This window comes from Bacteroides sp. RTP21281st1_H5_RTP21281_210402, from assembly GCF_040918965.1.
GTDB lineage: Bacteria > Bacteroidota > Bacteroidia > Bacteroidales > Bacteroidaceae > Bacteroides > Bacteroides congonensis.
Window position 1 is genome coordinate 294733 of sequence record NZ_JBCOWR010000007.1, and the last position, 16518, is coordinate 311250.

Sequence of the window (16518 nt, forward strand, 5' to 3'; positions counted from 1 at the left end):
AGAAGAGAGAAAATTTTTCATTCATGAAGAAGGCATTTATTTTATTGAATATCAGCATATAATAAGGTATCAATAGAAGAAAAGTGAAATTTTCTTCTATTTTTTTTCGCTAATTGTTTGTCAGTTTAAAAAAAGTTCCTACCTTTGCATCCGCAATCGAGAAACAAACACTGCTTCAAGAAAGCAAAAGCAGAAATGCAACAATAGGATGGCCCGTTCGTCTATCGGTTAGGACGCAAGATTTTCATTCTTGAAAGGGGGGTTCGATTCCCCCACGGGCTACAAGTTAAAAGAATAAAAGAACTAAAAAAACAGATTAGTCGAGATGGCAAATCATAAATCATCACTGAAAAGAATCAGACAAGAAGAGACAAGAAGACTTCACAACAGATATTATGGCAAGACCATGAGAAACGCTGTTAGAAAGCTTCGCGCAACTACTGACAAAGCAGAAGCAGTTGCAATGTATCCGGGCGTTACAAAGATGTTGGATAAGTTAGCTAAAACAAATGTGATTCATAAGAATAAAGCTAGCAATCTGAAATCTAAGTTGGCTCTTTACATCAACAAGCTCGCTTAATAACAAGAATTTAACAATTCTACCATAGCATCAGGCTGAACCTCAAAAGTTCGGCCTTTCTTGTTTATAAATACTTGAGTATCAGTTCTGTCAAGAAAGCAGAGAATCCACTTTCATTCGTCATTTTTCACCATTTATTCTTCGCCAAGTCGACAATTTTCACTATATTTGCTCTGTTATTAAAGTTAGAAAGGCAATTATGAGCGAAGAACAAATCACTCCCAATAACGGGTCTTATTCTGCGGATAGTATCCAAGTATTGGAAGGTCTTGAAGCAGTAAGAAAACGCCCTGCGATGTACATCGGTGACATCAGCGTAAAGGGACTTCACCACTTGGTATACGAAATCGTTGACAACTCTATCGACGAAGCATTGGCCGGCTATTGCGACCATATCGAAGTGACAATCAACGAGGACAATTCAATCACAGTACAGGACAACGGACGCGGTATTCCGGTTGACTACCACGAAAAAGAAAAGAAGTCGGCCCTGGAAGTTGCCATGACCGTACTGCATGCCGGAGGTAAGTTCGACAAAGGGTCTTACAAAGTATCCGGAGGTTTGCACGGTGTAGGTATGTCCTGCGTGAACGCACTGTCTACGCACATGACAACACAAGTATTCCGTAACGGTAAAATCTACCAGCAGGAGTACGAGATAGGTAAACCGCTTTATTCTGTAAAGGAAGTCGGTACATCCGACATCACAGGAACCCGCCAACAGTTCTGGCCGGACGGTAGTATCTTTACAGAAACAGTATATGATTACAAAATCTTAGCTTCACGCTTGCGTGAGCTGGCTTATCTGAACGCTGGTCTGCGCATTTCTCTGACCGACCGCCGGGTAGTGAATGAGGACGGCAGCTTCAAAAGCGAACAGTTCTACTCGGAAGAAGGTTTGAGAGAATTCGTACGTTTCATTGAGTCTTCACGTGAACACTTGATTAACGACGTTATTTATCTGAATTCTGAGAAGCAGGGAATTCCTATCGAAGTGGCTATCATGTATAATACAGGGTTCTCCGAAAACGTTCACTCGTACGTAAATAATATCAACACTATAGAAGGAGGTACTCATCTGGCCGGCTTCCGTCGTGCACTGACCCGTACACTGAAGAAATATGCAGAAGACAGCAAAATGCTTGAAAAGGTGAAAGTCGATATCTCGGGAGATGACTTCCGTGAAGGCTTGACTGCCGTTATTTCTGTAAAAGTAGCCGAACCGCAATTTGAAGGACAGACCAAGACAAAGTTGGGTAACAACGAAGTAATGGGTGCTGTGGATCAGGCAGTAGGCGAAGTTCTGGCATATTATCTGGAAGAACATCCGAAAGAAGCGAAAACAATCGTTGATAAAGTGATTCTGGCTGCTACCGCACGTCACGCCGCAAGAAAGGCCCGCGAGATGGTACAACGCAAGTCTCCGATGTCAGGCGGTGGTCTGCCGGGTAAGCTGGCGGACTGTTCGGATAAGGACGCGACTAAATGCGAGTTGTTCCTCGTCGAGGGTGACTCGGCAGGTGGTACTGCCAAGCAGGGACGTAACCGTATGTTCCAGGCTATCCTTCCGTTGCGTGGTAAGATTCTGAACGTAGAAAAGGCAATGTATCACAAGGCTTTGGAGAGTGATGAAATCCGTAATATCTATACAGCTCTCGGGGTTACTATCGGAACCGAAGATGACAGCAAAGCTGCCAATATCGACAAATTGCGTTATCACAAGATTATCATCATGACCGATGCCGACGTCGATGGTTCTCACATCGACACATTGATTATGACGTTCTTCTTCCGTTATATGCCGCAGATTATTCAGAACGGTTATCTGTACATTGCTACTCCGCCGCTCTATCTCTGCAAGAAGGGTAAAGTTGAAGAGTACTGCTGGACGGACGCACAACGCCAGAAGTTCATCGACACGTATGGTGGCGGTTCGGAAAACGCTGTTCATACTCAACGCTACAAAGGTTTGGGTGAAATGAACGCCCAGCAATTGTGGGAAACGACTATGGACCCCGAAAACCGTATGCTGAAACAGGTAAATATCGACAACGCAGCAGAAGCCGATTATGTATTCTCCATGTTGATGGGTGAAGACGTAGGGCCGCGCCGCGAATTTATTGAAGAGAATGCAACGTATGCAAATATCGATGCATAATTTTAATAGTACGTTTTTATAAACCAACCTCACATCTTACAACGAGGAAACGCCGACGGCGAAGGAGCATCCTTCAGTCGGCGTTTTTCTTTTGCCTATGAGATGAAACGATACTAAAGGGAGTGATCCGCCACAATGAATCATCCTCAAAAGTGTTGCAGGAAATCTGTCAGGTTGACATCGCGGCTCAACTCCATTTTCTTTCGCAGGCGATAACGCGCCATCTCCACACTACGGACTGACATATTCAGTAACGGAGCAATATCTTTCGAGCATAAATCCATTTTCAGATAAGCACAAAGCCGCTTGTCCCCTACTGTCAGTTGCGGGAAACGTTCGCCAAGCCGCTTCAGGTAGTCTTCATAAACCATGTCAAAATTATGTTCAAACTTCTGCCAGTCATCATCATGCTCTATATTTTCCCGGATATCTTTCTGGACTTTACCTAATAACTTCACCATCTTTGCTTCGTCTTCCCGACCCGATACATAGGTATAGAGCTTGTCCAAGTCTTCTTTTATCTTAAGCAGGATCTCATTCTTACGGATGAGGTTCATCGTAGAAGTGGCCAAGTCCTGGGATTTGTGCCGCAGATTATATTCCAATGTTTGATTTTTCAACATGACGATTTCCTGTTCACGCTTGCGGGCGTCTTCTTCAAACCGCAGTTGCTGCTCCCGCATTTCTTCTTCTTTGCGAAACTCCACTTCTGCTTCCTTCAATCGGGAACGCATCCTGTCAAAACGTATCAAGAGCCATATGAGTGTGACGAACAAGATAAAATAGACGTAATAGGCAGTCGAGCTCAGATACCACGGGGGGAGTATTTCAATGTGGTAGGCGGTTTCCGAAACTCCCGGTCTGAACCGGTTCTTGGCACGTACATGAAAGGTGTAATCACCTTGCGGAAGTTTGGTGTATACTTTCATATTAATCATTGAATAGGAAGACCATTCCTTATCATAATTTTCGAGGAAATAGCTGTACTCCACAGCATCTTCTTTCTCAAATTCGGGCACGACAAATTCGAAACGTAATGAATTATATTTAAATGGCAGTTTTCTTACGGACTGTTGTTCAATAGTACCTCTGGAACCATATATCAGAGAGTCTTTATTGTTATTGGTCAGATAGACACTCTTTATAAATACATCGTTACCCAGTTTCTTTTCATTGGCACGGACTTTGGCGAGATTAATCCAGGAGAAGCCATTTTCAGTACTGCACAGAACATGATTCCTGTCAATACAGTTTACATTTTCGAAACCGAATATACGCTTGTCCTGCAGGAAATTCAAGGAGATGGAATCCAGGGTATAAGTTTGGTCGGGATTCCGGAAAGCAACCGCTTGCATAGTACCGGACATGAAAAACAAGTCACCATAAGGGGATTCGTATAGATGGGCAGCGGCGGGAAGGGTTGCGAAATACTTATTCAGTTCATCAAACAAGACAGCCTTATTACGGGTAAGGTCGAACTTATAGAATCCGGCATCGGAAGAAAATATGATACGGTTTCTAAACTCGTTCACCAAATTGTTACGGCTGGTCGGGAATCCTCTATTTTCGGCAAAATACTCTACATTCAATACCGAGTCCGCCTGTGCATCCAAGGTTAAACGGAAAAGTCCCTTCATCCAATGGGTCATCCATATCGTACCGTCATTATCCTCGGCAAACATACCGCTCGACTCTTTAAAGCCTTTCAGGTAATGAGAAAATGTCCAATGCCCGTTACGTTTATGCAAAAAGAAAAGACCATCATAAGAACATCCGAGGATATAATCCGGACGGTTCTTCATACGTTCCAATTTCCAGGTTCCATTTACGTGCGGGATACGTTCCGCACGATCACCCGTAATAATAAAAACGCCCCGGTCGTGTCCGCAAAACAATGTATTATCAATCTCTGTCAGATACCAGACCTGCCCTTTCATGTCTTGTACGGACTTGACCGTTTGTTGCTGATTCGTAAGGGGATAGTCCATATAATAGAGTCCCTGATTTGTACCCAGATACAGTTTTTCTTTATAGACCAGCGAGGCATAACCGGAACCGTATAAGTTTTCCGAACCAAATAAAGAAAACTCAGGGGTATTAATGACAACGTAGTCAATGCCTTTATCCAGGCCCAGCCATAGATTGCCCGAACGGTCGAATCCCACACTTAGTACCGTATTATTCTGCATACCGGAAAATGTGTTCACATGCAGCGTGGAATTATCAGACAAGTTCTTTACGAAAAGCCCGTTTGCCACCGTCCCGAAAGCTATCGACTTGCCATACGTAGCCGCGCAGAACACTTGATTCTGTTTTATAAAAGGATCAATATCCAATGACCAAGGTTCTAAATGTTTTCCGTCATACAGATATACTCCGTGAAAATCAGTAACAAACAGCATTTTGTTCTTTTCATAAGGTAAAATGGCACAAACTTTTTTACCGATAAGCTCATCGGTATAAGGCAGGGACATAAATGAATTTCCGGTCAGAATCATCGGCCCTTCCTCGCGATTCGACACTAAAAGGGAATTATGCACCACTGCGGAGCAATCTATTTTGTGATTGAAATGATAAGTCTGGACGGTATCCGCATTGTACTTATATACATCCCGGTTGCTCTGCAAATAGAATGAGTGCTCAATCTTATAAATTTTCCATATTTCGGAAATGTCTTTTATTGAATCAAACGCCTGCATAAGAGATTGATAAACAACTCCCCCGGCATTATCCAACTGATAATAACCGAACTCGTTGAATGCTCCGGCATACAAACGTCTGGATTCGGCATCATAAAACACTGAACGTACATTGGTATAGTTGGCTATGGGATAGGTTGCCCAATCCTTACCATCAAATTCCAACACGCCATTGTTATTGGCAAAGTAAATACAACCACCCGGATTCTGCACAATATCCCAATTCTGCGTACCGGATTTATAATGCGTCTTACTAAAATTGCGCACAATCGGATAGATGGAATAGGCGGAATTATGGACAAATAAAAGTGATAGAATTAATAAGAACGTTCTCATAGTATTACTCTTTAATGGCTGATTCGTTTTAAACCCTCGGTTGATTACAAAGATAAGGAAATTGTTGGGTTGTAGGGTTAATCTAACAGAACATTTTTAATTCATATAGTTAGTACATTTTATCATAATTACTGATTTTCAACAACTTATATATTTTATGTTGAGTTTTTATAGAATTAATAATTGGACAATGTTGAGTTCTTGTGAAACAAATTACGAAGTATTCAGGAGCGAATGCCCATATCTTTGCAACGTCGGAACAAGATAGGGAATTGATTCCGGACATAAAATTGAGTTACACTTAAAATTAATACCATGAAAAGAGTTATTCTTATTTTTTGCAGCGTGCTGCTAGGACAAATCTCTTTCGCCCAAGCCCTTCGGGTCACTGGTCAGGTCACTTCCGCAGAAGACGGATTCTCACTGCCGGGCGTTACAGTTTCAGTAAAAGGTACTACTAATGAAGGAACCATTACGGACATGGATGGTAATTACTCCATCAATGTGAGTAAAGGAAAGACTTTAGTATTCACGTATGTAGGATGCAAAAAGCATGAAGCCACAGTACAAAAAGCCGGCGCAATGAATATAGTATTGCAACCGGATGCGCAGATGCTGGATGAAGTAGTAGCTATCGGCTACGGTACGATGAAGAAAAGCGACCTCACAGGTTCGGTTGCTTCCGTAAAAGCCGACCAACTACAAAAGACTCCCGCCGCCGGACTGGATCAGGCTTTGCAGGGACGTGCCGCCGGTGTCACGGTCAACGCCAACTCCGGCCAACCGGGTGCTGCCGCCGAAGTACGTATCCGTGGTATCGGTACGGTAAACAACAGCGCACCTATCTATGTGGTAGACGGAGTGATTGTAGATAATATCACCTATCTGAGTCCGAGTGATATTGAATCCACTGAAATATTGAAAGATGCCTCAGCCACAGCTATCTACGGTTCGCGTGGTGCAAACGGTGTGATCCTAGTTACAACCAAGAAAGGCGGAAAAGACGGAAAAGCTGTCGTTTCACTGAATGTATATGCAGGTGTACAGAACCGTTGGAACAAACTGGACTTGATGGGAAGCCAGGAATTTGCCGAGACATTAATCAATATGAATAATGTAAAATCAGAAATGAACTTTTACGAAAAGAATGGCTTCAATAAATGGTTACGCGCCTATCGTCTGGGAGATTCAGAATACTATCCTACCAAACTCGACTATTCCACAATCGAAACAGACTGGCAGGACGAAGTATTCCAAAAGAACGCACTTGTGCAGAACTATCATGTATCCGTAGACGGTGGAAATGAGAAAAGCAGTTACTCCATCAGTGGAAGTTACTTCACACAAGAAGGTACTATTATGGGGTCGGATTATGCCAGAGTTACTTTGCGCGCCAATTCCTCTCATCAGGTAAAAAGCTGGTTAAAAATTGGCGAGAACCTCTCGTTCATGAGTTCACATGGGCGCAATGCAATGAATAATAATAGTAGTCCCGGTGCATCAGTGCTTTCGGCAGCTATTGCCATGGCTCCTTGGGATCCGACTCATTATCCAGATGGAAGTGTCAACAAAAACGGAAAAGATCTGAGTGGTCAGATCAGTGCTGCTTCTAACTTCAAGAATGTGGTTAATCCATATTCAATGGTCTATACATCTGAACCGTCAGACAAGACAGAGCGTTGGGTAGGCGACCTTTATCTGGAACTGACTCCAATCAAGGGGCTCACTTTCCGTTCTGATGTCAGCCTTGATTTAACAAACACACGTTCGAAACTGTATAAGAGCAAATATGAGTACTCCAGTTACGACAAGGCTGAAAAGAACTTCATATCAAGCAGTATGGCACGATATTCGAATATAGGTGTCGAAAACACACTGACTTATACCAAAGATATCAAGAAACACAGTTTCTCTGCCATGGTGGGTCAGACAATGGAAGAATACAACTACTATAGCATTGGTGGTGCCGGCTCTTCAATCCTGAATCCGAAAGAAACAAACTGGTATTTGTCTCAGGCAACCGAAGACCAGACAAAAGCTTCCGACTCTGCCAGCCGTTCTCGAAGATTCTCAATGTTGGGTCGCTTGCATTACTCTTACAACAGCCGTTACTTGATCACAGTAAACTTTCGTGCAGATGCTTCCAGTAAATTCCCGGAAAACTTATGGGGATACTTTCCATCAACGGCCTTGGCATGGAGAATCAGTGAGGAAAATTGGATGAAAGATATTACCTGGCTTGATAATCTGAAGGTACGTGTCGGCTGGGGACGCATCGGCAATGATAAAATCGGTGATGACAGTTTTATTCTTAAAATGATGAATACGGGACCTACTTTCGTTGATTATGTACTAGGGAGAGAGCAGGCTCTTGCCAACGGCGCAACTATCTTAACCTACGTAAACAGCGGTGGAAAATGGGAAACTACGGAACAATGGAATGCCGGCGTAGACTTCGGATTATTCAACAATAAACTCTCCGGTACAGTCGATTTATTCCTTCGTGATACAAAAGAAATGCTGTTAGGAGTAAAAGCTCCGGCACATGTAGGTAACCGCTATGATGCCACTGCAAACGTAGGCACTGTAAGAAACAAAGGTATTGAAATATCACTTAATCACCAGAATCGAATTGGACAGGTAAACTACTCTGTAGCCGGTAACGTCTCATTTATCAACAATAAACTGACCGCCCTAAACGGTGGAGAGAAAGTGTATGGTGACCGTACAATCAGCGATGAAGGACTGCCACTATATACATTCTGGGGATATCAATATGAAGGAATCTACCGAACCGACCAGGAAGCTCTGGATCACTTATATTCATATAAAGATGAGCCCAACTCTATCAGTTACCATGCTGGAGATGCCCGCTACAAAGACTTGAACGGAGACGGTAAAATTGACAATGATGATAAAACCGACTTAGGCAACCCGTTCCCCTGGCTGACTTACGGATTGAACCTCGGAGCAGACTGGAAAGGTATTGATTTGCAACTCTTCTTCCAGGGAGTATATGGCAACAAAATATTCAATGCTGTAAGACTCCGGACAGAAGGAACCGGAAATGAAGCGACACTGAGCACAACGATGCGCAATGTATGGTCTAAATCAAACCCGGAAGGTGACATTCCGAATCCTTACGGAAGCTCGACCAACAAAGAAAATAGCAGCCGCCTCATCGAGAACGGAGCTTACTTACGACTGAAAAATCTGCAAATCGGTTATACACTACCCACGGCAATAGTCAGAAAGGTAGGACTCAGCAGATGTCGTATTTACCTATCTGCTAACAATCTATTCACAGTTACCCCGTACACCGGATACGACCCGGAAGTTGGTGGTGGTGTAGATTATGGTAACTACCCGCAGTCCAGAACCTTTATGTTAGGCGCAAATATTAACTTCTAATATCGACGAAAAATGAGAAAATATATCTACATCAGCATATTATGCCTTTCAGCAGGGCTGACTTCCTGCAATGACTGGCTGACAGAAGAAGGTCCAATGGTTACCAAATCTGAAGACTTCTTTACCAACGAAGAAACAGCGGTACAATCAGTCAATGCTGCTTACGTACCTCTCATGTGGGAATACAATAACACCTATTACCCCGAATGGTTCATTGGCGACGTAGTATCGGATGATGCCCTGAAAGGCGGACAAAACCTGTCGGATATGGCTGACGTCTATGACCTTGAGAACTTCAAGACCATTTCCAACAACGGATTACTCTTAGATTATTACCGCGCCCAATATCAAGGAGTAGCACGATGCAATTTAGCAATCGAAGAAATCCCCAGAATGGAAGTGGATGAAAAATTCACAGAAAAACTACGTGACAGATTGGTTGGGGAGGCAAAGTTCCTGCGTGCCATGTACTATTTTCGCCTTGTACGAATGTTCGGCGGAGTCCCTAAAGTAGATTACGTAATCTATAGCAGCGAAAAGTGGAAACAGCCACGCGCCACCAAAGAGGAAATTTACGACCTGATCACTAAAGACCTTCTTGCCGCAGAACCTGTACTCTGGAAAAAGAGTGAATATGAAGATGCTGATTTAGGCCGCGCAACCAAAGGAGCCGCACAAGCTATGCTGTTGAAAGTCTATCTATACATGCATAATTATACTGAGGCTAAGAAATGGGGAGAGTTCATCAAACTCCAGGCAGAAGCCGGTGAATATAGATTATGCGAACAATACGCAGACAATTTCACACTGGAAGGAGAAAACGGTCCGGAATCCGTATTTGAAATTCAATATATGGATGAACCGACTTCCGACTTTGGTGAAGGAAACGGATTTACCCGCGGAACATTCACTACGATTCTGACACGTTCACGTTCTACTGCATTCGGTACTTCCGGATGGGGATTCAACAAGCCGACACAGAATCTTTATAATGAATTTGAAAATGGTGACCCGCGCCGTGATATTTCCATCTTAAATCCGACAGATGCACAAATTACGACTCCAACAGAAGAAATTTATCTAGGCAGCAGATACGTAAGCCGGAAATATACATTGATGGACGAAAACAACCGATATGCTTCATTATCACATACGACTCGCTCTCCCATCAACAATAAAGTGATCAGATATGCCGACGTATTATTGATGTATGCCGAAGCATGTTGTGAAACCAACGATTTACCTTCCGCCAAGAGTGCACTCAATGCAGTCCGCCAGAGGGCTCGCGGAAATACCCCAAACATACTCCCGGACTTTCCTTATGGCAGTTACAATGACAACAATAAGGAGGACTTAATAAAAGCCATTCGCCATGAACGCCGGGTAGAACTGGCCATGGAAGGTCACCGCTGGTTCGATCTCTGCCGCTGGGGAATTGCCAAATCCACAATGGATGCTTATAAAGCGGGTGAGAGTGCAGAAGCCAAGGCCGAAATGGGTGACTTCATTGAAGGAAAACATGAATTATTCCCTATTCCGCAAGAAGAAGTCAATTTAGGAGGATTAACGCAAAACTCCGGATACTAAAAAACAATATTATAAAAACTTTATTGTCTAATTTAATACTTTAATTATCATGAAAAAGAAGAATTTAATGCTGTTATTTATCAGCGCATTATTAATGGGATTTACATTTGCAGGTTGTGGTGGTAGCGATGATGACGGAGAACCCAAGAAACCGGATACTGAAACACCGGGAGGAGATGACGGAAATGGTGGAGATGATGATGAAGATCTGAGTGGTATCGTCGACCCAAGTGGCTCTTTGGAAGGAAGCAACTATTATGTTATCCAACTGGACGAAACATGTGCAAAGAAGATAAAAGGTAAAGTGATAGCCGAATTCTATGCAAACGGCGTTGACGGAGAAACAGAAGAAGAGGCAGCTAAAACAAGACATCTCTATGTGTGGGATAACACATATGAAGCAGGAACACCTCAAGGTCCGAACTGCTACGGCCTGGTTCAAGGTTGGACGAGTCTCGTAGTGACCAGTGTAGGTTGGTCAGGCGCAGGATATAGTGTGCCGGCATACTGCAAGGACGATTTACTCAAAATGATGGAAATAGGTAAAGAACCCGAAAAATATTTCCTACACATTTCTGTAAAAACGAAACAAGCCGGTAAGTCTCACCTTCTTTTGCTTAATTTCGGAAGCAATAATACAGGAAAAGTTGCTATAGGGAATGCACCGTTCGTAGATGGCGACACATTCCAGCCCTATGCTCCTATCACTACTGATGGCGAATGGAACGAACTTAATATCCCTATCACAGAGTTTATGAAACCAGCAGCAGGCGGACTTGATTATTTAAACAAAAGCGACATAGAAACCAAAGGTACAAATGTTCTTAGCTTCTTGAGCGGAGGAGTAGCCGGTACTACCTTTGACTTTGACGCAGTCTTCATTTATAAGAAAAAATAATCGAAAGAATAGCAAGCTCAACAGGTATTAGTCCCATTAGTCTCCACCTCTTTTTGCTCTCTCTGAGAACCCATGGTGGAGACTAATTACTCCTCAAAATTAAATTTATAGCATGAAAGCAAAAAACAACTGTATGTTTACACTCGCCATAGCGCTCGCATTTGCATTCGTAAGCTGTTCGGAAACAGATGACCCCGGAACAGAAGAACCTAAAACTCCTACGGAAGAAGCAGATGAGACAGGTTCGGGAGAAGTAGATGGTTATGCATTAGTATGGCAGGACTTATTCAACCAATCCCCGCTTAATCAGGATAACTGGAAGATTGAAATAAACGGAAACGGTAACGGCAATGCCGAACTACAATATTATCGTGCCGAAAATATAAGCATAGGCAAAGAACCGGACAGCCAAAAGAGTTGTCTGATTATAACTGCCAAAAAAGAAAGTTATGAAGGTCGCTCTTTCACCTCAGGTCGTTTGAATACAGATGGCAAGCATAAGTTTACTTATGGTAAGATAGAAGCCAGCATCAAACTACCTAAAACAGCGAATGGTCTTTGGCCTGCTTTCTGGATGTTAGGCGCAGACTATGCGACAAACGGATGGCCTCGCTGCGGAGAGATAGACATCTTAGAAATGGGGCATACTGACGGAATAAAGGGTAATAAAACCGAAAAATACTTCAATGGCGCCTGCCACTGGGGATATTATGAAGGAGCAGGATACCCCAATTATGCAAAAGCCTGTACAGCTCCTTACAGTTTGCAAGATGGCAAATTCCACTTATATACATTAATTTGGGACGAGAATGCTATAAAAATGTATCTTGATCTAGATAAAAATCCAGATGTAACACCTTATTATGAAATGGCTATTACGGATAGGTCTACAGACAAATCACCGGGAAACTACTTCCATAAAGACTGTTTCATACTCTTCAATCTCGCCGTAGGAGGATATTTCACCGGTATATTGAATCCTGCCCAAATAACGGCATTGCCTGATGAGGAAGCCAAAATGTATGTAGACTTTGTCAAGGTCTATCAGAAAAATAAATAAATCGACTCAACCATTCAAGCCATGAAAAAGATATTCTATTCACTCATATTATCCACACTGATGTTCGGAGCCTGTTCCGCTTCGGATGACGGAGTTCCTCAAACACCTGAAGACCCCGACGGGACACAGGATCCGCAGGAAGAGCCAGTCACCTACACCGGTATACAGAAACGTAGTGTAAAACGTGGAGTCAGCTATAGTTTCCAGCTCCCCAAAGAAGACACGCAAATGTTGGGAAGCGCCATATCCTGGGCTTACAACTGGGGGACAGAGATTTCTTCCGATTTAAGCACCGAGTTCGGCAAGCAACAAATCGACTATTGCCCAATGTCATGGAATGCCAATCCAGACATCGCTCCCAAGATTCGCAGGTACGTCAACGCACACCCGGAATGTAAATATCTGCTTGCATACAATGAGCCTAATCTGACAGACCAGGCAAGAATGACACCCCAGGAAGCTGCCGCACAATGGCCTGCACTGCGTGCATTAGCTTCTGAACTAAACCTGAAGCTCATATCTCCGGCTATGAACTACGGAACATTGCCGGATTATAGTGACCCGATCAAATGGTTGGACGAGTTTTTCAGCAACGTTCCCCTCAGTGATGTAGACGGTATAGCTATCCATTGTTACATGGAAAGCCCTTCTTCTCTTATCAACTATGTAAGCATGTTCAAAAAATATGGAAAACCTATTTGGTTAACAGAATTCTGTGCATGGCCCAGTAGTAATAAGATTAGCATATCAAGCCAGATGAACTATATGAGCGAGACTCTTCATTATCTTGAATCTGATCCTGACGTATTCCGCTATGCCTGGTTCATCCCAAGAGGTATTGGACCGACCGACCCAGGTACCGGTACAACCAGCAACAGCTTATTACCAAGTAAGCCCAATGCATTGACTGAGCTTGGAACAGTGTTTGTGAACATGTCCTCTCTGGATAAAACAGCTTATTACAGTAAGAATCAAGTTATTCCCGCCGAACACTACAGTTCAATAAACACAGTTGAGAATTTAACATCAGCCAGCGCACACCTGCGTCCTACAACCGATATCTCGGGCATATTGGATGTTTATGATTTGAAACAGGAACAATGGCTGGAATATCAACTGGATGCTCCTAAAGCCGGAACTTACCAGTTGGATATCCGTTATACCAGTTTCAGAGATAACAAGGTTGAGATAACTATAGACAAAGGTACGGCAGCAACACTAGACCTGCCTAATGTAGACAGCAAATGGACTACTGTCACTACCAACATCCAACTAAAAGCAGGTAAGCAAACGTTACGTATAAAAGTCACTACAGGCAATATTGCATTAAATTGGTTGCATTTCAAAGACTAAGTCCAATAACAATAGGTATAAATATAAAAGAAAATGAATACATTAAAGAAAGCCACCGTCTACGGTCTGACCGTATTTAGCCTTCTTGCCTGCAAACCGGGGCAAGACAGTACGGAACAGAAGATAGATGCTCTACTCTCTAAGATGACTCTGAAAGAGAAAATCGATCAGATGAACCAGTTAACAGGACTCGGGCTGGCCGAAGATATGCAAGACGCCATTCGGAACGGCGAAATCGGTTCTATCCTTAATGAATTGGATTTAGCGACCACCAATAAACTTCAGCATATTGCCGTGGAAGAAAGCCGTCTGGGTATTCCGCTTATTTTTGCCCGAGATGTCATTCATGGTTTCAAGACTATCTTCCCCATTCCATTGGGGCAAGCAGCAAGCTGGAATCCGCAAGTAGCTGAGAACGGCGCGCGTGTCGCAGCCTTGGAAGCCAGTTCAGTAGGTATCCGCTGGACATTCGCTCCCATGATTGACATCAGCCGGGATCCGCGCTGGGGACGTATTGCCGAATCATGCGGGGAAGACCCTTATCTGACTACTGTAATGGGAAATGCAATGATTAAAGGATTTCAGGGAGACACTCTCTCCTCACCTACCAGCATAGCTGCGTGTGCCAAACATTTTGCAGCCTATGGGGCCAGCGAATCCGGTAAAGACTACAACACCACCTGGATACCGGAGCTACAACTCCGCGAACTTTATCTTCCCCCTTTCAAAGCAGCCGTAGATGCCGGGGCAGCTACTTTCATGTGTTCTTTCAATGACATCAACGGAGTGCCTTCTTCCGGCAGCACCTTCCTGAATCGCCAGATTCTACGCGACGAGTGGAAATACGACGGTTTGTTAGTCAGCGACTGGGGTTCCATCCAACAAATGATTCCTCACGGTTTCTGTGCCGACCTGAAAGAAGCAGGCGAGAAAGCCGCCATTGCCGGAGTTGATATGGACATGATGAGTTATGCTTATATCAATCATCTGGAAGAACTTATAAAAGAAAAAAAGGTGGATGAGAAACTTATCGACGAATCAGTACGCAATATTCTTCGATTGAAATTCCGACTGGGGTTATTTGATAATCCATATATCAAGGAAGGTGCCCCCTCAGCCTTTTATCTGGATTCTTCTTTACAGCAGGCTAAAGAAGCAGCCATTGAAAGCGCTGTCTTATTGAAGAATAACCTGCAGACCTTACCACTGAATTCTTCGATCAAATCGGTAGCAGTAGTAGGACCACTGGCAGACGCGCCTGCCGACCAGATAGGAACCTGGTGTTTCGACGCAGAGCCCGAACATTGTGTCACACCACTGACAGCGATACAACAGGAATGTGAAAATAAGATCCGCGTAATTGCCGAACCGGGATTAACATACAGCCGGGATAAGAGTGAAGCCGGAATAGCCAAAGCCGTAGCCGCGGCCTGCCAAGCAGATGTCATCCTGTTCTTTGCAGGAGAAGAAGCCGTATTATCGGGCGAAGCCCGTTGCCGTGCGGATATCAGTTTACCCGGAAAACAAACGGAAATGCTCAGGGCATTGAAGGCTACTGGAAAACCGGTTGTATTGGTAATTATGGCAGGAAGACCATTAACTATCCCCGAGGAAGTAGACATGGCAGATGCCGTATTATATACTTTCCACGGTGGAACGATGGCAGGACCGGCTATCTCTGATTTACTGTTCGGCAAAGCTGTTCCTTCCGGTAAACTGCCGGTAACTCTCCCGCGTATGGTCGGACAGGTGCCTATCTATTATGCACATAAGAATACAGGCAGACCGGCATCAAATATCACATTGATAGATGATATTGAAGTAGGTGCCAAACAGACATCTATCGGTTTTACCAGTTACCATCTGGATGCCGGGGACGGTCCTTTGTTCCCATTCGGATACGGACTTTCCTATACTACCTTTACATATGGAGACTGTCAGCTTTCTGCCGGCAATATAAAACAGGGCGATGTATTAACCGTTGCCTGCGATGTTACTAATAATGGTTCATACGACGCACAGGAAGTAGTGCAGTTATATATCCGTGATAAAGTCGGTTCATTGGTTCGCCCCGTGAAAGAACTGAAAGGATTCAAGAAAGTGATGATTAAAGCCGGAGAGACACAAAAGGTTGAGTTCACCCTTACTACTGATGATCTGGCCTATTGGAATGATGATATGCAACGACGTACAGAAATCGGTGACTTCACCGTATGGATAGCTACCGACAGTCAGTCCGGCGTGGGTGCAGACTTCAAACTGATCAACTAGTCATTTGATTAAAACTTACATTTTATTCATCTAAAAGAATGCCGGTCTGAAAGATTCACCTTCCAGTACCGGCATTTTTGTATCTATGTCCATCTCTTAATAAAACCTAACAACAGAATCAATTTCCGGGCAAAATGACTATCTTGCATAAAAACCAAATACAAC

Annotated in this window: 9 protein-coding genes and 1 tRNA gene; 9 read left to right on the forward strand and 1 reads right to left on the reverse strand. The window is 43.6% G+C overall.

Features of this window, described 5'->3' with window-relative positions:
• Positions 1–210: 210 nt before the first annotated feature.
• From AB5443_RS12840 to gyrB, 3 genes are all read left to right on the forward strand, one after another.
• A tRNA-Glu gene (locus tag AB5443_RS12840) sits at positions 211–282 on the forward strand.
• Between the two features lie 43 nt (positions 283–325).
• A complete protein-coding gene (gene rpsT, locus AB5443_RS12845) occupies positions 326–580 on the forward strand; it encodes a 30S ribosomal protein S20 (protein WP_022136747.1) in 255 nt (84 codons plus the stop codon).
• A 199-nt stretch (positions 581–779) separates the two neighbouring features.
• Entirely contained in the window at positions 780–2738 is a 1959-nt protein-coding gene (gene gyrB, locus AB5443_RS12850; protein WP_073346830.1) for a DNA topoisomerase (ATP-hydrolyzing) subunit B, read from the forward strand.
• A gap of 146 nt (positions 2739–2884) precedes the next feature.
• Here gyrB and AB5443_RS12855 read toward each other — a convergent pair whose 3' ends face one another.
• The gene (locus AB5443_RS12855) at positions 2885–5773 is read right to left on the reverse strand and encodes a triple tyrosine motif-containing protein (protein WP_368113671.1); all 2889 of its coding nucleotides are present in this window, start codon (positions 5771–5773) and stop codon (positions 2885–2887) included.
• Positions 5774–6088: 315 nt separating this feature from the next.
• On the opposite strand from AB5443_RS12855, the gene AB5443_RS12860 reads away from it, so the two are divergent.
• The 6 genes from AB5443_RS12860 (at position 6089) to bglX (ending at position 16353) form a co-directional block, all read left to right on the forward strand.
• Complete coding sequence (locus AB5443_RS12860; RefSeq protein ID WP_083589233.1) at positions 6089–9184, forward strand: TonB-dependent receptor; 3096 nt, start codon at positions 6089–6091, stop codon at positions 9182–9184.
• Positions 9185–9196: 12 nt separating this feature from the next.
• Positions 9197–10771 carry a RagB/SusD family nutrient uptake outer membrane protein gene (locus AB5443_RS12865; protein ID WP_073346833.1) on the forward strand — a complete coding sequence of 525 codons (1575 nt, stop codon included), beginning with the start codon at positions 9197–9199 and terminating at the stop codon, positions 10769–10771.
• A gap of 49 nt (positions 10772–10820) precedes the next feature.
• The gene (locus AB5443_RS12870; RefSeq protein WP_073346834.1) at positions 10821–11669 is read left to right on the forward strand and encodes a hypothetical protein; all 849 of its coding nucleotides are present in this window, start codon (positions 10821–10823) and stop codon (positions 11667–11669) included.
• Between the two features lie 112 nt (positions 11670–11781).
• Positions 11782–12729, forward strand: a complete 948-nt coding sequence (locus AB5443_RS12875; protein ID WP_083589234.1) for a family 16 glycosylhydrolase — start codon at positions 11782–11784, stop codon at positions 12727–12729.
• A gap of 21 nt (positions 12730–12750) precedes the next feature.
• Positions 12751–14082: a glycosyl hydrolase gene (locus tag AB5443_RS12880; RefSeq protein WP_022137563.1), complete on the forward strand. Its 1332-nt coding sequence runs from the start codon at positions 12751–12753 to the stop codon at positions 14080–14082.
• A gap of 33 nt (positions 14083–14115) precedes the next feature.
• The gene (gene bglX, locus AB5443_RS12885; protein WP_368113672.1) at positions 14116–16353 is read left to right on the forward strand and encodes a beta-glucosidase BglX; all 2238 of its coding nucleotides are present in this window, start codon (positions 14116–14118) and stop codon (positions 16351–16353) included.
• Positions 16354–16518: the final 165 nt, after the last annotated feature.

Bases quoted from the DNA above. Each gene is read 5' to 3' on its own strand.
- rpsT (WP_022136747.1), top strand. From the start codon at position 326: ATGGCAAATCATAAATCATCACTGAAAAGAATCAGACAAGAAGAGACA.
- gyrB (WP_073346830.1), top strand. From the start codon at position 780: ATGAGCGAAGAACAAATCACTCCCAATAACGGGTCTTATTCTGCGGAT.
- AB5443_RS12855 (WP_368113671.1), bottom strand. From the start codon at position 5,773: ATGAGAACGTTCTTATTAATTCTATCACTTTTATTTGTCCATAATTCC.
- AB5443_RS12860 (WP_083589233.1), top strand. From the start codon at position 6,089: ATGAAAAGAGTTATTCTTATTTTTTGCAGCGTGCTGCTAGGACAAATC.
- AB5443_RS12865 (WP_073346833.1), top strand. From the start codon at position 9,197: ATGAGAAAATATATCTACATCAGCATATTATGCCTTTCAGCAGGGCTG.
- AB5443_RS12870 (WP_073346834.1), top strand. From the start codon at position 10,821: ATGAAAAAGAAGAATTTAATGCTGTTATTTATCAGCGCATTATTAATG.
- AB5443_RS12875 (WP_083589234.1), top strand. From the start codon at position 11,782: ATGAAAGCAAAAAACAACTGTATGTTTACACTCGCCATAGCGCTCGCA.
- AB5443_RS12880 (WP_022137563.1), top strand. From the start codon at position 12,751: ATGAAAAAGATATTCTATTCACTCATATTATCCACACTGATGTTCGGA.
- bglX (WP_368113672.1), top strand. From the start codon at position 14,116: ATGAATACATTAAAGAAAGCCACCGTCTACGGTCTGACCGTATTTAGC.